Source organism: Rhizobium sp. 01T444, assembly GCF_056398305.1.
Window position 1 is genome coordinate 43717 of the sequence record NZ_JBFTPD010000008.1, and the last position, 17198, is coordinate 60914.

Consider the following 17198-nt stretch of genomic DNA (forward strand, 5'->3'; position numbering starts at 1 on the left):
CGCCTTGTGAGAGAAAGGCGCAATTTATTGCCCGACGGCCACGCGAGATGACATGCGTTGCGGAGACGCCGGATCAGCGGGTGGGCTTCATCGCCAGCCAGATGACATGACGTGCACCGCCGCGCTTGCCGTTGGCGCGCGTATTGATCGTATCGACCGCAAAGCCGCTATCCTTCAGCCGGCGCGTGAAGGATGGATCAGGCCCTGAGGACCAGACGGCGAGCACGCCGCCGGGGCGGAGCGCCTCGCGGGAGGATTTCAATCCGGCAAAATCATACAGCCGGTCGTTAGATTTGCGGGTCAGCCCGTCAGGGCCGTTGTCGACGTCGAGCAGGATAGCGTCATAGCCGGCCTTTCCGGCACTGATTGCCTCGCCGACATCGCCCTGATGGATCGAGACACGCGGATCGTCGAGGCAGCCCTTGAAGACCTCCGCCATTGGACCTCGCGCCCAGGCGACGACCGCCGGCACCAATTCAGCGACGACGACACCGGCATCCTCGGGCACAACTGCCAGTGCTGCCCGCAGCGTAAAGCCCATGCCGAGGCCACCGATCAGGATTTTCGGCTTAGGATGCGATTTGATCCGCTCGAATGACAGCGTGGCGAGCGCTTCTTCCGAGCCGCTGAGGCGGCTGTTCATCAGCTCGTTTGTGCCGAGCATGATGGAAAATTCCGATCCGCGCTGCTTCAGCCGCAATTGCCCGCCTTCGCCGGGAATGGTCGCGGAATCGAGCTGGATCCAGGGAAGCATGGCGGTTTCGTCTCGCTGAAAGGGACCGTCCCCTAGCATAGGGCGACGGTTGAAGCCAGCAAGCCCTGCTCAGACCATGCGCACGAAATGGTCCGGCTCGTGTTCCACCACCTGGTCCTGCGGCGCGGCGGAACGGCGGCGGATATCCTCGACCTCCTGCGGCTGCAGGTGCGTGCGGGGATCGTCGAAGCGCACGTCCGGATCCGGCACGGCCGAGAGTAACAGCCGGGTGTAAGGATGCAGCGGATTGTCGATCACCTTGGCCGTATTGCCCCATTCGACGATCTGGCCGGAATACATGACGGCAATATCCTCCGCCACATAACGGGCGGTGGCGATATCGTGGGTGATGTAGAGCAGGCCGAGATTCATCTCCTTCTTCATCTCGTTCAGGAGATTGAGAACGCCGAGGCGCACTGAGACATCGAGCATCGAAGTCGGCTCGTCGGCGACGATCACGTCCGGCTGGGCTGCGAGCGCACGGGCGATATTGACGCGCTGGCGTTGGCCGCCCGAAAGTTCGTGCGGATATTTCGGCGCGACAATATCGGGATCGAGCTTCACGCGCTGAAGCAGTTCGCGCACGGTGGCGTCGATCTGCTTTCCGCGAATATCCGGACGGTGCAGCTTTAGCGGCCGCTGCAGATGATGGGCGATCGTGTGCGCCGGATTCAGCGACGCGAAGGGATCCTGGAAGATCATTTGCACCGAACGGCGGTAGCGGGCGATCTCGTCCGCCTTGGCGCCTTCGACGGGGCGGCCCTCGTAGAGGATCTGTCCCGTGGTCGGTGAATATTCGCGCATCGCCATGCGGGCGCAGGTGGTCTTGCCGCTGCCGGATTCGCCGACCAGCGCCAGTGCGCGGCCGGCATGCAGCGAAAAGGAGATGGCGCGGGCGGCATGAACCGTGGAAGCGCCGTGACCGAAGGTCTTGGTGACCTTGTCGAGCGCGAGGATGGCATCGCTCATAGCAGCACGCCTCCGTGAAGCGAGGGGAAGGAGGCCCAGAGTTTTTTGGTGTATTCGTGCTGCGGGGTCTTGTAGATCGCCTCTGCATCGTTCTGCTCGACGAGCTTGCCCTGCAGCATGATGCCGATCCGGTCGCAGAACTGCACCATCAGGCCGAGATCGTGGGTGATGAAGAGCACGGAGAAGCCGAATTGTTTCCTGAGTTCGTTGATGCGCTGCAGGATTTCCCGCTGCACCACGACGTCGAGCGCCGTCGTCGGTTCGTCCATGACGACAAGCTGTGGATCGAGCGCCATGCAGATGGCGATGACGATGCGCTGGCGCATGCCGCCGGAAAACTGATGCGGATAGTTGCGCATGCGATCCGGCGCGATATCCACCAGACGCAGCATCTCGGCGGTGCGCTCGCGCGCCTCGGCCTTGGTCATGCCCTTATGGGTGCGCAGCACGTCATAGAACTGGTCCTCGATGCGCAGCACCGGGTTCAGCGAGTTCATGGCGCTCTGGAAGACCATGGCGACTTCGCGCCAACGGAAGGCGGCAAGCGCCTTCGGGTCAAGGTCCAGCACATCGCGGCCGGCAAGCAGGATCTGGCTCTCCTTGCGGATCAGCGCCGGCGGCTTGTGCAGGCGGCTGATGGCAAAGGCGATCGTGCTCTTGCCGCAGCCGGATTCGCCGGCCAGGCCGAAGACCTCGCCCGGTGCCACGTCGAAGCTGACATTGTCGACGGCGCGAAAGTCCTTCTCCTCGCCGATATAGTCGATGGTGAGGTTCTTCACGGAAAGCAACGGTTGCGTCACAGGCGACCCTCCCCGGAGCGGATGAGCAGGGACCAGCGCTTCAGATGATTGCCAGTGCGCAGGCGCGGATTGGCAATTTCGTCGACGGCGAAATTCAGCAGCGACATGCCGATGCCGAGGAAGGCGAGCGCGAAGCAGGGTGTCAGGATATCCCACCAGGCGCCGACCGAAAGCGCGGAGGCCTTCTGCGCATTATAAAGCATGGTGCCCCAGGAGACGACGCGCGGATCGCCAAGGCCGAGGAATTCCAGCGTCGCTTCGGTGATGATAGCGAAGATGACGCTGCCGATGAAATTGATGCCGACGATGGAAATCACATTGGGGAAGATCTCGAATGTCATGATGCGCCATTGCGGCTCGCCCATCATCTCCGCCGATTTGACATAGTCCTTCTGCTTGACGGAGAGCGTTTCGGCGCGGGTCACGCGCGCACCCCAGGCCCAGGACGTTCCGCCAAGGATAAGCGCAATGACGATCGGGCTCGCCTGGCCGATGAAAGCTGCGAGAACGAGCAGCAGCGGCAGGTTCGGCACGACGAGCACCATGTTGGTAAAGAAGCTGATGACCTCGTCCGTCTTGCCGCCGCGATAGCCGGAGATGATGCCAAGGGCAGTACCGACGGCGGTGATCAACAGGCCGGCGCCGAAGCCGACGGCAAGCGAGGTGCGCGCGCCATAGATCAAGCGGGCAAAAACGTCCTGGCCGATGCGCGTCGTGCCGAGAATATGTTCGGCTGATGGAGGCTGATGCGGACGGCCCGTACGGGCGGCGGGATCATAATGCGTCAGCAAGGGGGCTGCGATCGCGACGATGATGATGAAGGCAATGATGGCGAGGCCGATCAGCGCCTTGCGATTGCGGAGCAGGCTCTTCATCTCACGCTCCCTTCAGTCGCGGATCGAGCAGCACATAGCTGACATCGACGATGAAATTGGCGATCAGCATGGTCGCGGTCATGATGAGAAGCTGGCCCTGGATGACGGGATAATCGCGGGCAAGGATCGCCTGATAGAGGATGTTGCCGAGGCCGGGATAGTTATAGACGACCTCCGTCACCAGCGAGCCGCCGAGAATGGTGCCGATGGCAATCGCTAGGCTCGAAACGGTCGGCAGCAACGCATTGCGAGCTGCATACCAAAGCATGACATGCCGGTCGGAAAGACCCTTGGCGCGGGCCATGACAATATAGTCCTCGCCGAGCAGGTTGATCATGTTGTTGCGCATGGTGACGGTAAAGCCGCCGACCAGCACGGTGCAGAGCGTGATCATCGGCAGGATGCCGTGATAGGCGACGCTGCCGATATATTGGAAGCTGAAGGCCGGATCGAGCGAGGGATCGGCCGCATAGCCGTTCGGGAACCAGCCGAGGGTGAAACCGAAGAAAAACAGCACGATCAGCGAAGTGACGACGGCCGGTACCGACGTCGCGAAGATCGCGCCGATCGAGACGATGACGTCGAATTTGCTGCCGCGACGCCAGGCTGCGACGATGCCGAGGAAGGTGCCGATTGCGAAGCTGATGATCGTCGCCGTGCCCATCAGACCGACGGTCCACACCAATGCGTGGCCGAGCACAGACGTGACCGGCAGCGGGAAATATTTGATCGAACGGCCGAGATCGCCGGTAAAGATACTGCCGAGATAGGTCAGGTACTGCTGCCAGAGCGGCCCGTCGACGAAGCCGAAGGTGAGCTTCAGCGCCTGCAGGCTTTCCGGCGGCAGTTCGGCACCCGCACTCGAAAACATGATGCGCACGGGATCGCCCGGCATCAGCCTGGGCAGGAAGAAATTGATCGTCGCTGCCGCGATGAAGGCCGCCAGGTAAAAGGCGAGGCGGCGAAGCAGAAAGGCCATGGGGACTCCGTCAAAACAGGAGCGGCGCTTGGCGCGCCGCTCCTGCCGTTTCTAGTGGCTTACTTGACCGGCTCAAGCGCCAGCAGGTTCAAAAGACGTGCCGGGTTGGTACGCGAGATGGACGGATTGACGAAGGGGTTTTCCTTGGTCGACCAGCCGGTGAAGCGCTTGGTGTTGTACTGATACCAGTTCGGATTGTTGAAGACCGGGATGACAGGCATGTTTTCGGCAACGATGCGCTGTGCCTTGTTCATCGCTTCCTTCTGCTTGTCGAGGTTGGCCGTGTGGGTGAACTGGGTCACCAGATCTTCCACTTCCGGGCTGAACCAGCGCTGCGCGGTGAAGCGGGTCTTGCCCTTGTCCGAGGCGCTGAAGGCGCGCTTGTAGGGGTAGTAGGGCGAGGCCGAGGCCGGCAGGCTGTTGATCGCCGCATCGAACTTGCCGTCGATGAGGTCGGAGGTCCAGACGGCTTCTTCCGGCGTCTCGATCTTGGCGTCGATGCCGACGGCCTGCATGCCTTCGATGGCGATGTTGACAGTGTCGATCCAGTCCGTCCAGGCATTCGGAACAATGATCGAGAAGGAGATCTTCGAGCCGTCAGGATTGTCGCGCAGGCCGTCGCCGTCCTTGTCGACATAGCCTGCTGCATCAAGCAGCGCCTTGGCGGCATCGGCGTCATAGGCGCCGAACTTGCCGAAGTCGGCCTTGACGGACGGGTCCGCCCAGCTCTTGTAGAGCTCGCCCATCAGGCCCGGGTCTTCGTTCAGCGTTGGATAGCCGTAGCCGGCGACATCGATCATCGTCTTGCGGTCAAGCGCCATAGAGACCGCCTGGCGGAACTTCACGTCGTTGAAGGCCTTCTTGTTGGCCTCGTTCGAAGTCTCGAGATTGAACAGGAAGGCAACCATGCTGCTCGGCGAATACCAGTAGTGATAATGAGCCGGATCCTTGGAGACATAGACATTATCGATATCGGGAATGAAGGAAACGCCCCAGTCGAGCGTACCGTCGGCGGTCGCCGTCAGGATCTGGTTGTTGTCGGCGAGCTGCGGGAAGCGCATGCAATCGACCTTCAGGTGCTCGGCATCCCAGTAGTTCGGGTTGCGGCACTGGTCGTAGGTCTGGCCGGTGAAGCGCGGCACTTCCGTCAACGGGCCGCTGCCGACAGGGCTTTCGTTGGCATAGGTGACCGGATCGGCAACGTCCTTCCAGACATGCTCGGGCACGATTGGCAGCTGCGACAGCTGCTCGGCAGCGAGCGAGCTCGGGTTGGCAAGCGTGAAGCGTACCGTCTGGGCGTCTACGGCCTGCACGTCGGTGATGAAGGTCCAGATGCTGACGAAGTCGAGCGCCGGGAATTTCTTCAGATAGTCATAGGTGAACTTGACGTCGGCAGAGGTCAGCGGCTTGCCGTCCGACCACTTGAGGTTCGGGCGCAGCTTGAAGTCGATGCTCTTCAGGTCGTCGGAGAGCTTGAAGCTTTCGGCCAGGCGATAGACCGGCTTGTTGCTGTCGAAGCGGTTGAAGATGACCAGCGGCTCATAGATGAAATCGAGTGTCGATTGGCGCGACGAGGTCTGGTTGAACGGGTTGAAGTTGCGCACCCAGGTCGTGGCGGGCTCGATGTTGGCCGTCAGGATGGTCTGGGCCATGGCCGAGCCTGACATCATGGTCAGGGCCGCGGCCGCCAGGATATATTTCTTCATGTCAAATTCCCCTTTTCTTATGCGGTGAAAAATCGTCGCGCCGGTCAGGAGACCAGCGCGCTTGCAAACATGGCTTCGACTTCCGCCTGGGCGGCGCGATAGTCGATCTTGAGAGTGCCGAGGCGGACCTTGCCGGCGGCAATACGCTTCTGTGTGGCGTCGGTCAGCGGGCGTGCGGCCCTGGCGGCGGCTTCGCTTTCCTTGACGTCGCCGTGGCTGTGAAGGGCGATGTCGAAACCGGCCTCGAGCACCTGGGCGACGCGTTCCGGCAGGGTGCCCCGCAGCGACTCCATGAAGATGCAGTCGGAGATCAGCACGCCGTCATAGCCCATGTCGTTGCGGATCACGTCATGCATGATTGGCGAGATGGAGGCTGGAAGCTCTGCATCATAGGCGGAGTAGACGACATGGGCGACCATCGCCCAGGGCGTGTCCTTGAGTGCCACGAAGGGCTTGAAGTCGGTGGCAGTGAGCGTCTCGCGCGAGGCGTCGACGACCGGGCGCTCCTTGTGGGAATCGAGCGTGGCGCGACCGTGGCCCGGAATATGCTTCATGACCGGCATGTTGCCGGTTTCGAGAAGCCCATCGACCACTTCGCGGCCCAGTGCGGCGATGAAATCCGGATCCGGGCCAAAGGAGCGGGCGCCGATCACAGCGCTCGTCGTCTCGAAAACGAGATCGAGAACAGGCGAGCAGCCGCTCGAAAGACCAAGTTCGCTCATCATTGCGCCCATGGCCTGGGTGGAAAGGTGCAGCGCCTTCTTGCCGAGGTCGAGATCGTGGCGGGCAAGCTCGGCGAACTGGCCGAAGCTGCGGAAGAGCGGCCAGGGGCCGGCATCCATATGCTGCACACGACCGCCTTCCTGGTCGGTGAAGACGGGAGCATCGTCGCGGCCGACGGCCTCGCGGAAACGATCGATCAGGATCTTTGCCTGTTCCGGATTGCGCAGGTTGCGGCGACCGACGAAGAGGCCGAGCGGATTGGTCTCGCGGAAGAGGGCGAATTCGTCGTCCGAAAGTGTGGGATTGGGAAGGCCGACGAAGAGAGCGAGCGGGGTCGAGGACACTATTTCAAAACTCCGGTATCAGATGGTCATTTCGGCTGGCTTCGCAGCATGCCTTCGTAGATGCCCTTGTCGGGGGCGGGAATTTCGACCGCGCCGGCGGTCTTGACGTAGAAATCGACGGGGCCGGCATCGCCGATGAAGGCATAGGCGTGGCCAAGCGTCTTCAGGTTTTGCAGGCAGGCGGAAAAGAGGGCGAGGCCGATGCCTTTGCCACGCGCCGCGGGATCGACGCCGGTCGGGCCGAAAAAGCCACGTGCTGTCGTGTCATAGCAGGCAAAGCCAGCGAGCTTGCCGTTTGCGACGGCGATCAGACAGGCAACGGGCTGGCGGGAGAAGGCGACGGTGACTTCACTTGCCCAGTTTTCGCTGAAGTGCTCGCGCACCCAGCCGGCCACGACGTGAAGTTCCGGCGGCAGAGCCGGACGGATTGTGATGCCGACGGAGCCGGCTTTCTCTTTCAGTTCCGCGAGCTTCGTGGAATATAAGCTCACAAGCAGGTCTGACACCCGAATTCCTCCAGTTATTCCTCTATTACGGAATGTATCCCCTTTTAATGACATAGCTTTGGATATATGGGCGGCCATGTCAACAGGCTTTTTACGAGGCAGGCTTGGTTCAACTGAGGGTAGGTAAAACAAAACGGCCCGGTTTGACCGGGCCGTTGGGCAATCCTTAAATTGTGATCCGGCTCAGATCCCGGCGTCTTTCCACAGGGCATGGAAATGATGGACAGGTCCGTGGCCGGAACCGACCGCCAATTCGCCTGCCGCAGCGACCGCTTGCGCAAGATAGGTTTTCGCGGTCGCGACGGCCACTTGTGGCAACGCGCCCTTTGCGAGCTCGGCGGCAAGCGCGCTGGAAAGGGTGCAGCCTGTGCCATGTGTGTTTTTGGTCGGTACGCGTTTCGCCTCGAACCAGTGAAGGCCAGAGGCGGTCGACAGCACGTCGGGGCTTTGGTCGCTATCCAGATGGCCGCCCTTGACCAGCACCGCGGTGGGGCCGAACACACGTAGGCGCTCAGCCTGTGACGCCATCTGCTCGCGGCTTTCAGCAACCTCTTCGTGCAGCAGGGCGGCCGCCTCCGGCAGATTGGGGGTCAACAGCGTGGCGAGCGGCAGCAGGTGCCGCGTCAGCGCATCGACGGCCTGCGGGTCGAGGAGCGCTGCTCCACCCTTGGCGATCATGACCGGATCGACGACGATAGGGATGTCGCGATGAGGTGCCAGCGCCTCGGCAACAGCTTCGGCAATGCCGGCATTGGCGATCATGCCGATCTTGACCGCGTCGACGCGCACATCGGCAAAGACCGCCTTGATCTGCTGGGCGACGAAGTGCGGCGGCACGAGATGCACGCCGGTCACCCCTTGGGTATTCTGCGCCGTCAATGCTGTCAGCGCCGCCATGCCATAGACGCCGCGCGCCGAGAAAGCTTTGAGATCGGCCTGAATGCCGGCGCCGCCAGAGGGATCGGAGCCGGCGATGGACAAGACGTTGCGGATCATCGGCGAACCTTTTGGATTTCCTCGGCGATGCGGATCGTCGCTGCTCGCGGATCCGGCGTACCGCAGATTGCTGAGACGACAGCAAGCCCATCGGCACCTGCCGCGAAGACGGAAGCGACATGCTTGCTCTTTAGTCCGCCAATCGCAACCGTTGGAACGGGCGCGGCTTTCACCAGCTTCGCCAGCCCATCGAAACCGATCGGCTGCTTATGATCGGTCTTGGTTGGAGTGGCAAAGACCGGTCCGATGCCGGCATAGTCGACAATAGCGGGGTCGATGGCTGCTGCCAGCGCTTCGGTCTCGACCGACAGACCGAGGATCATGCCCGGGCCGATCATCGCACGGGCGGCGGCGGGTCCCGCATCGCCCTGGCCGATATGCAGACCGTCGGCGCCGATCGCAACGGCGGCCTCGACGTCATCGTTGATAACAAGCAAAGCGCCGGTACCCTTTAGGATATCTTTGAGCGCCAGCCCGGTCTCAATCATCCTTGCCGTTCCGCCATGCTTGTCGCGCAGCTGCACCATCGTTGCACCACCGGCGACGGCAAGCCGCGCAGTCTCGACCATGCCGATTCCGGCGCAGAGATCGGGGTCGAGAACGAGGTAGAGGGAAAGATCGAAGCGTTTCATGCGGCGCTGATCCTGACCTTTGCATCGAGTGTCGCGCCGTCGAGCGCGGCAAGCTGATCGAGGAAGCGCCAGGAGAAAGAGCCGGGACCATCCGCATTTTTCGCGGCCTCCTCGCCGGCAACAGCGAAAGTAGCAAGTGCAGCAACAGCGGCTGCGAAAGGGTCTGCGGGAATGGTGGCGGCGAAGGCGCCTGTCAGGCAGGTCAGCGAGCAGCCGAGCGCGGTCACCTCCGGCATCAGCGGCGAGCCGCCTTCGACGCGCAAGGCCTGCGCGCCGTCAGTCACGAAATCCACGACGCCGGTGACCGCGACGACCGCGCCATGCCGTTCGGCAAGCAGCCGAGCGGATGCCTCGGCCTGTTCAACCGGGTCACAGCTGTCGACGCCCTGACCACGGCTCTCGCCGCCGGCAAGTGCGATGATTTCGGAAGCATTGCCGCGGATGATCGTCGGGCGAAGCGCCAGGAGATCAGCAGCAGCCTTGCGCCGGAAGGATGTTGCGTAATGAGCGACCGGATCGAGGACCCAGGGCTTGCCGCCCGCATTGGCGGCCGTTGCCGCGGCATGCATGCCGTCGATCCATTGGGTGGAGAGCGTGCCGATATTGACGGTCAAAGCCCCCGCAATCGCGGCGAATTCTCCCGCTTCCTCGGCGGCATGAACCATGGCGGGCGATGCCCCGGCCGCAAGCACCACATTGGCGGCGATGTTCATGGCCACGTAGTTGGTGATGCACTGTACGAGCGGCGGTTTCGCGCGCATCGCCGTCAACAGTGCTCCGGGTGTCTTGTTCTCCATAGTACCCCTTTCAGGCGGGGCAGGCGCGGGAACGATCGTGCGATGAAGCAGGCTTCGACCCGAGCGACTCCCTCCGCCGGCATTATCCGGTTCAGGTTCGAAGGGTGCTTCTCAGCCAGTTCTTGCGAACGGGCGCCCCTGTCTCTCAACGGCACTCTTTCTTGCAGAGAATGGCGCCGATGTCACTGGCAAAATGACGCTCTTGCGAACGAGGATCCGCACCTGACGCCGCCGCGCCAGCTGTTATCAGTCAAGCCGGTGTCTGTTTGCAGCCGGTGCGGGAGCTTGCCAATCTCTTCGGCGGTCCCCTTAGAGACGCCGCCGTCTGAAGTCTGGCAAGCTCCGATGTATCAACGCAGAGAAGCCGGAAGCAGGTTACTGGTGAAATCCTGGTACGAAACGGGCCGCAGGAACCTGTAGATAGCGAGCGTCCCGACGGAGGTCGATCTGCCGTCGGCAGTTGCCGGATAGGGGCCGCCATGCACCATGGCAGGCGATACTTCCACGCCGGTTCCGAAGCCGTTCACGAGCAGTCTTCCGGCCAGCATTTCCAGCTTGGGAACAAGGCGCTTTGCGTCCGGCTCGTCTTCGCTCGCAATGTGCAGGGCAACGGTCAGCTGGCCTTCGAGGCCATCGAGGACGCGCTCGAGTTCTGCAAGATCGCGGCAGCGAACGATGAGGCCGGCTGCACCGAAGACCTCATCCTGAAGCTCGTGATGCGCAAGGAATGCCGAAGCTGTCGTCTCGAAGAGAGCGGCCGTGCCTTCGAATTCACTGCCCGGCTTGCCATTGGCAACGAGGCGGACTTCGGGATGCTTTTCCAGCCGGGCGACGCCATCGCAGAATGCCTTGGCGATGGAGCCCGTGAGCATCGTCTGTGCGCCGACATCAGGCAGAAGCTCCCGTGTCTTCGCAATGAAAGTGTCCAGACCTTCGCTATCGACGGCGAGAATGAGGCCGGGATTGGTGCAGAACTGTCCTGCACCCAGGACCAGCGAGCCCACGAAGGCCGTTGCAATCTCCGCCGCGCGGCTTTTCAGGGCATTGGGGAAGAAGATGACCGGATTGATGCTGCTCATTTCCGCATAGACCGGGATCGGCTGCTTGCGCTCGGACGAAATCTTCATCAGCGCAGTACCGCCGCGGCGGGAACCCGTGAAGCCGACCGCCCGGATTCTGGCATCGGCGACAAGCTTCTGCCCGACCTCGAAGCCGGTATCGAAGAGAAGCGCGAAGGTGCCGGCATGCAGGCCGGCCTTGGCGACGGCGCGCTGAACGGCGCGGCCGACCAGTTCCGATGTGCCAGGATGAGCGGAGTGGGCCTTGACGACGACGGGGCATCCTGCTGCCAGCGCAGATGCCGTGTCGCCGCCGGCGACCGAGAAGGCGAGCGGAAAGTTCGATGCGCCGAAAACGGCGACGGGGCCGAGCGGAACATTGCGAAGACGCAGATCAGGCTTCGGAACCGGCTTGCGGGAGGGGTCCGCGCCGTCGAAACGAAGTTCCTGGAACCGGCCTTCGCGAACCTCCTTCGCAAACAGCCGAAGCTGTCCCATCGTGCGTGCGCGCTCGCCCTCGAGACGTCCGCGCGGAAGTCCGGTTTCCGCCATCGCCCGCACGATCAGCTCGTCGCCGATAGACTCGATCTCACTGGCAATCGTTTCAAGAAAGGCAGCGCGCGTTTCCAGATCGGTTTCCCGGTAGGAGGCGAACGCTTCCCATGCAAGCCTGGTTGCCTCTTCGACGTCTTCGCCGGAGGCGCCACCGAAAGAGACGGGCAGTGCCGTCCCTGTGGCTGCCTCGACGCCGTAGAGCTCGCCACGCGTGCCGCGCTTTTCCGATCCCGCGACGAGCAGGCTTCCATTAATAGTCATGACGGATTTCCTTTCAAACAAACTCGAGCGACGTATATAGGCGTTCGCCTTCTCATTTTCACGACATCTTTGCCCGATATCGCATCGAAGATGGACATCTCCTGCAGAGATTTGGTCGCCTCGCCGAACGGGTAGACGACGGCGCACGCAAAAGCAATTTCATGTCGAAATGCCGCCCCTTTTTTACGCTCATTCTCGGGCGGGTTAAATATCGAGGGGGCCACATGAAATACGCATCCGGTGTCTGTGCGGCGTTTACCGCAGTACTGCTCTCCACAACCGCATCTGCGCAAACCGGAACGATCAAGTCGATCCGGCTGTCCTCCGGCGGTGTGGCCGAATATGTGCGCAGTCTTAATGTCGGGGACGACGGCAACGCCGTCGTCGAGATGCCGACAGACCAGATGGATGACTTCCTGAAGAGCCTCGTCGTCTCGGGACCGGCCCCCGTGAAGGGGCTTTCGACCACCGGGCCGGGCATGATCGAGGAAACATTCAAGATGCTGCCGATCAAGCCGCAGGATCTGGATTCTGCCGCCGGTGTGCTGAGGGCTCTGAGAGGCGCGCCCGTCTCTTCGAACGGGGTGAAGGGGCGCATTGTCGGGGTGGAGCCGCCGACCGAAAAGCAGAGGGCGCGGCTGATCGTGCTGCTTGATAGCGGCGCCTTCGACGTTGCCGAGATCGGTGGCGCCATGACCTATAAACTCGACGATCCCAAAGACGCCGAGATGGTGAGCCGGGCTGCGGAACTGCTATCGAGCGATGGGGTGCAGGGGACGCGCACTGTCACCATCGCGCTCGATGGCAAGGCGTCTGCAGCCGTGGATATTTCCTATGTCGTCGCAGCCCCTCTCTGGAAGCCGTCCTACAGGATCATTGTCGATGCCAAAGGCAAAGCGAGGCTGCAGGCATGGGCGGTGCTGGAAAATGCCTCCGGTGAAGACTGGCAAGGCGTCTCGGTATCCCTGACGTCAGGCAGGCCGGTGACGCTGCGCCAGAGACTATACGCAAGAACATGGCCGCAGCGCGAGGAGGTGCCGGCCGCAGCCGCCTATCTTGATGTAGCCGGTGCCCGGCGCGGCATGATTGGCGGCGCGTTGCTGAACCAGGAGGCCACTGAGGCTCCCGCTCCCGTTATGGCCGCTCCGGCCGCTACTGTTACTGCCACTGCCGACGAGGGCGACGTGGTCGCAAACTTCGATCTTCCAGGCACCTACGACCTGAGGAACGGCGAGACGATTTCCGTGCCGATCCTTGATCGCGAGATCAAGGCGGAGTTCGTCGCTCTCTATCGTGAAGGTGCGCAACATCCGGATGCGGCGCTGGTGCTGACGAATGACACGGGTATCTCGCTGCCGCCAGCGGTCGCAGCGGTCTATGACGAAAAAGGGCGCTATGTCGGTGACGCACGCATCGGCAACATGAAGCCGGGCGGGATGGAAACGGCAAAGTTTGCGGCCGACCAGAAAATCGACCAGGAAATGGCAACCACGACCTCAAGCGCCTTTCGAACGGTTGTGGTCAAGGACGGCTATCTCGACGCGACGCTCGAACGTCGCTTGCGAAAGACCTTCACCGCCTGGGGCGCCGATGCCGACAGAAAGTTCGTCGCGGAAGATCCTGCTATGGCAGGGTGGGAGCTTGTCCCGTCCGAAGGCGTGGAGGAAACGCCGCAAGGCGCGCGGGCGACCGTTGTCGTGCCCGTCGGAAAGAAGGTTTCGACCACTATCGAATGGCGGATGGTTGAAAACGAAACCCAGGCGATCGCCGATATCGATGACACCGTGATCCTGCAATGGCTCGATGAAAGTCCCTCACCTGATATCGCTGAGAAGCTTCAAGGGCTCGTGACGGCGAGAACGGCGCAGAAGGAGGCTGAGAGAGACCTGTCGACGGTCATGCAGGCCATAGAGGACGCAACCTCGGAATCCTCACGGATTTCAGGCATGCTCGCCTCTGTCGGGGATACACCGCTCAAACAGCAATTTCTTCAGGACCTGACAGAGCAGGAGAAATCGATCAAGACGCTACGCGCACAGAGGGACGAGGCGCGCGTTCGACTTGAGAAGCTTCGCAAGGAGCTCGGGGAAGCGATAGCCCGCCTTTAGGCGGGCTGGGGCCACGCTGCTGCCGCGCCTCTTTGCCAGGGGCTGATCAGAGCGCGGAAAACCGCGCCTTGACCAGTTCGTGGTCCGAGATTGCAGCACCATCGGCATCGACAGCCGGAACGGTCACTGCTTCGCTTGCCGTAAGGCCGCGGGTAAACAGCCAGTCGAGCCGGGCGAAAGGCGGCTCAGGCGTGCCGTCCGGGCGCGTGCCCTGCGTGAGCGCGAAGTCGTTGGCAGCTTCCCAGTGATAGCCGGCCTCGGCAAGCAGGCCGAACAGCGGCTCGTGCGCTTCCGGTTGGTGCGTTCCGGCGGGAAGGGCATTGGTATTGAAGTCGCCGCCTATCACGACGGGCAGATCGCCGGCGAGCTTTTCTACCACCGCGATCAGCCGGCTTGTCTGCCTGGCGCGATCCTCGGCATCGGTCTTGCTTTCCAGATGCACGCTGACGGCGAGGATTGGGCCGACTGCAGTTTCGACCCGCGCAGCAATTGCCATGCGTCCGCCGATCCGGCCTTGACCATCCTTCGCATCCGTCCACCATGTGCCGCCCTCGTCGAGGCGGATCAGTGCGGCATCCGTGAGCGGCAGGCGGGAGAGCAGCGCATTGCCGTGGAAACCAACCGAATTCGTTTCGCCCTTGTGCCATTCGCGCTCGCGGGAATCCCCGAGGCCGAGCTCGATGAATTCCACGCCGAAGACATAGGACATACCGAGATCGCGGGCGAGATCGGCAACGGTATGGCGGTTGCCGGCGCGTGCCGTGCCGAGATCGGCCTCGGCCAGCAACAGGATATCGGCGCCGCTCTGGCGAACGAGTTCGACGGAGGGCGCTGGATACTTTAGCCGTTCGGCATTCCATGCGGCGACGACGAGGTCGTTGCCTATATGAGCGCCGCTCTCGATATGGACCACTTCGATCGTCGAAAGGGCGGGCTGGGTTGCCGCCAGCCGGTCATGTTCCGCCTGCGTCAGCAGTGCAGCCCGTGCCTCGGCGAAGAAGTCGGTTGACGGGGCGGTAAGCGCCTCCACGGAGACCGCAACGAGGTTGCGGTCTCCGGCGGCGAGATCGGAAAAGCTGTTCATGGCTGCAGGCTCAGGCGTCGACGGTCTTGGCGCCAGTGCGAGCCGGGGCGACGAGACCTGCGCCGGTATCGGCCGAATAGAGATGGATCGAATCCTGATCGATCGCGATGCCGATCCGGTCGCCGGTCTTCAGCGAGACCGAACCGGTCATGGCGACGGCGAAGGGCAGGCCATCGAAATCGGCATGCACGACGCGGCTTGCGCCCAGTTCTTCGATGAAGTCGGCCGTCGCAACGAGGGCACCCGGTGCATCCGGAGAGACGAGGCGGGCAGCTTCGGCGCGTACGCCGAGAACGACACGTTGGCCGGCGAGCTGCTTGCCACGCTCGGCCGGAAGGGCGACGGTACGGCCTTCATCATAGATGAAGGTGCCGTTTTCGTTGACGCGGCCTTCCAGCAGGTTCATCGCCGGCGTGCCGACGAAACCGGCTACGAAACGGCTTGCGGGAAAGTGATAGACCTCTTCCGGCGTGCCGACCTGTTCGACATATCCGGAGTTCATGACGATGATGCGGTCGGCAAGCGTCATGGCCTCGTTCTGGTCGTGCGTGACGAAGATCGAGGTGGCGCCGAGGCGGCGATGCAGGCGGCGGATTTCCGCACGCATGGCGATACGCAGCTTGGCGTCGAGGTTCGACAGCGGCTCGTCGAAGAGGAAAACCTTCGGTTCGCGGATCATCGCACGGCCCATGGCGACGCGCTGGCGCTGGCCACCCGAAAGGGCGGCCGGGCGGCGCTCAAGGAAGGGCTCGAGGCTGAGTGCTTTGGCGACGTCGGCGATGCGACGATCGCGTTCGGCCTTCGGCACGCCGGCGACCTTGAGCGCATAGCCGATATTTTCGGCAACGCTCATATGCGGATAGAGCGCGTAGTTCTGGAAGACCATGGCGCAGCCACGTTCACGCGGCTCGAGTTGGTTGACCACGCGGCCGTCGATCGCAATTTCGCCCCCGGTGATTTCTTCCAGGCCGGCGACCATGCGTAACAGCGTGGACTTGCCGCAGCCGGACGGGCCGAGGATGACGATGAATTCGCCCGACTGGATTTCGAGATCGACGCCATGAACGACGGCGTTCTTGCCATAGCTCTTTTTCACGCCACGGATGGAGATCGGTGCCAAGGGTCTGTTCCTTTCACTTCTCGGTGGAGATAAGGCCGCGCACGAACCAACGCTGCATCAGGATGACGAGGATCAGTGGTGGCGACATGATGATCAATGTTCCGGCCATTGCGACGTTCCAGTCAGGCAGGCCGAATTCGGAGGGGATGAGTGTCTTGAGCTGAGTGACGGCGATGCCGAACTTCGGATCGGTCGTGATCAGCAGCGGCCAGAGATACTGGTTCCAGGCCCAGACGAACATGATAGTGAAAAGTGCAATCATGTTCGGGCGCGACAGAGGCAACAGCACGTCCCAGAAGAATCGAACCGCACCTGAGCCATCCATCTTCGATGCTTCGGCAAGCTCATCGGGAACCGTCAGGTAGAATTGGCGGTAGAGGAAGGTACCGGTCGCGGTGGCGACCATCGGCAGCACGAGACCCGGATAGGAGTTCAGAAGACCCCATTCAAGCTTGATCTGGATGCCGGTGACCTGGGCGACAAGCCAGCTGATGCCGGTGACATCAAGGATCGCCTGGAAGGGCTGAAGCGCATTGGCGGCGATCGAATAGGTCGGCACGATGCGCACTTCCAGCGGCAGCATGAGCGTGATGAAGATGATCCAGAAGATCAGATAGCGGCCCCGGAAGCGGAAATAGACGATCGAGAAGGCGGCCATGGCCGAGAGGATGACCTTGCCGGCGCCGACCGTGGCAGCGAAGATGACGCTGTGAAACAGCTTGTTGCCGAGATCGGCGCGAACCCAGGCAGTCTGCACGTTCTCCCAGAAATGGCTGCTCGGGACCAGCGGCAGCGGCACGCGGTTGACTGTCTCGAGATCAAGCGTCGATGCGACGATGACGATCAGGAAAGGCAGGAGTGCGATCACCAGACCGAGTGCGAGTAGGGTGTAGCAGACGAAATTGAATATTGGCGTGCGTTCGATCATGTT

At 62.1% G+C, this 17198-nt stretch carries 16 protein-coding genes and 1 riboswitch; of the genes, 1 reads left to right on the forward strand and 15 read right to left on the reverse strand.

The annotated features are described in order from the left end of the window. Positions 1 to 73: 73 nt before the first annotated feature. The 12 genes from AC1DTN_RS13830 to AC1DTN_RS13885 all read right to left on the reverse strand — a co-directional run bounded on the left by AC1DTN_RS13830 (position 74) and on the right by AC1DTN_RS13885 (position 11955). Entirely contained in the window at positions 74 to 754 is a 681-nt protein-coding gene (locus AC1DTN_RS13830; protein WP_477921441.1) for a spermidine synthase, read from the reverse strand. Positions 755 to 823: 69 nt separating this feature from the next. Continuing rightward, complete coding sequence (locus tag AC1DTN_RS13835) at positions 824 to 1723, reverse strand: ABC transporter ATP-binding protein (protein ID WP_477921443.1); 900 nt, start codon at positions 1721 to 1723, stop codon at positions 824 to 826. Next, positions 1720 to 2523 carry an ABC transporter ATP-binding protein gene (locus AC1DTN_RS13840; protein ID WP_477921444.1) on the reverse strand — a complete coding sequence of 268 codons (804 nt, stop codon included), beginning with the start codon at positions 2521 to 2523 and terminating at the stop codon, positions 1720 to 1722. The genes AC1DTN_RS13835 and AC1DTN_RS13840 overlap by 4 nt, the downstream gene beginning before the upstream one ends. Beyond that, complete coding sequence (locus AC1DTN_RS13845; RefSeq protein WP_477818836.1) at positions 2520 to 3398, reverse strand: ABC transporter permease; 879 nt, start codon at positions 3396 to 3398, stop codon at positions 2520 to 2522. Before AC1DTN_RS13845 ends, AC1DTN_RS13840 begins: the two co-directional genes overlap by 4 nt. Before the next feature lies 1 nt (position 3399). Then, positions 3400 to 4377, reverse strand: a complete 978-nt coding sequence (locus AC1DTN_RS13850; protein ID WP_439017451.1) for an ABC transporter permease — start codon at positions 4375 to 4377, stop codon at positions 3400 to 3402. Positions 4378 to 4436: 59 nt separating this feature from the next. After that, positions 4437 to 6083 (reverse strand): ABC transporter substrate-binding protein, encoded by a 1647-nt coding sequence (locus AC1DTN_RS13855; RefSeq protein WP_477921446.1) that lies wholly within the window; start codon positions 6081 to 6083, stop codon positions 4437 to 4439. A 44-nt stretch (positions 6084 to 6127) separates the two neighbouring features. Further along, the gene (locus AC1DTN_RS13860; protein ID WP_477921448.1) at positions 6128 to 7150 is read right to left on the reverse strand and encodes a glycoside hydrolase family 3 N-terminal domain-containing protein; all 1023 of its coding nucleotides are present in this window, start codon (positions 7148 to 7150) and stop codon (positions 6128 to 6130) included. Positions 7151 to 7176: 26 nt separating this feature from the next. Next, a complete protein-coding gene (locus AC1DTN_RS13865) occupies positions 7177 to 7656 on the reverse strand; it encodes a GNAT family N-acetyltransferase (protein WP_477921449.1) in 480 nt (159 codons plus the stop codon). Positions 7657 to 7839: 183 nt separating this feature from the next. Next, the gene (gene thiD, locus AC1DTN_RS13870; protein WP_477921450.1) at positions 7840 to 8652 is read right to left on the reverse strand and encodes a bifunctional hydroxymethylpyrimidine kinase/phosphomethylpyrimidine kinase; all 813 of its coding nucleotides are present in this window, start codon (positions 8650 to 8652) and stop codon (positions 7840 to 7842) included. Next, entirely contained in the window at positions 8649 to 9284 is a 636-nt protein-coding gene (gene thiE / locus AC1DTN_RS13875) for a thiamine phosphate synthase (RefSeq protein WP_477921451.1), read from the reverse strand. The genes thiD and thiE overlap by 4 nt, the downstream gene beginning before the upstream one ends. Further along, a complete protein-coding gene (thiM, locus tag AC1DTN_RS13880; RefSeq protein WP_477921453.1) occupies positions 9281 to 10081 on the reverse strand; it encodes a hydroxyethylthiazole kinase in 801 nt (266 codons plus the stop codon). The genes thiE and thiM overlap by 4 nt, the downstream gene beginning before the upstream one ends. Positions 10082 to 10132: 51 nt before the next feature. Then, positions 10133 to 10231, reverse strand: a riboswitch (TPP riboswitch). Positions 10232 to 10431: 200 nt separating this feature from the next. After that, entirely contained in the window at positions 10432 to 11955 is a 1524-nt protein-coding gene (locus AC1DTN_RS13885; protein WP_477921454.1) for an aldehyde dehydrogenase (NADP(+)), read from the reverse strand. Positions 11956 to 12179: 224 nt separating this feature from the next. On the opposite strand from AC1DTN_RS13885, the gene AC1DTN_RS13890 reads away from it, so the two are divergent. Next, positions 12180 to 14063, forward strand: a complete 1884-nt coding sequence (locus AC1DTN_RS13890; protein WP_477921455.1) for a DUF4139 domain-containing protein — start codon at positions 12180 to 12182, stop codon at positions 14061 to 14063. A gap of 46 nt (positions 14064 to 14109) precedes the next feature. On the opposite strand, the gene AC1DTN_RS13895 is transcribed toward AC1DTN_RS13890, so the two are convergent. Genes AC1DTN_RS13895 through AC1DTN_RS13905 form a run of 3 tightly spaced genes read right to left on the reverse strand, consistent with a single transcriptional unit; the run spans position 14110 to position 17195 of the window. After that, positions 14110 to 15147: an endonuclease/exonuclease/phosphatase family protein gene (locus AC1DTN_RS13895; protein WP_477921456.1), complete on the reverse strand. Its 1038-nt coding sequence runs from the start codon at positions 15145 to 15147 to the stop codon at positions 14110 to 14112. Positions 15148 to 15157: 10 nt separating this feature from the next. Continuing rightward, positions 15158 to 16267, reverse strand: a complete 1110-nt coding sequence (gene ugpC / locus AC1DTN_RS13900; protein WP_310382296.1) for a sn-glycerol-3-phosphate ABC transporter ATP-binding protein UgpC — start codon at positions 16265 to 16267, stop codon at positions 15158 to 15160. Between the two features lie 13 nt (positions 16268 to 16280). Continuing rightward, positions 16281 to 17195 (reverse strand): ABC transporter permease subunit, encoded by a 915-nt coding sequence (locus AC1DTN_RS13905; protein ID WP_310382297.1) that lies wholly within the window; start codon positions 17193 to 17195, stop codon positions 16281 to 16283. Between the last annotated feature and the right edge of the window lie 3 nt (positions 17196 to 17198).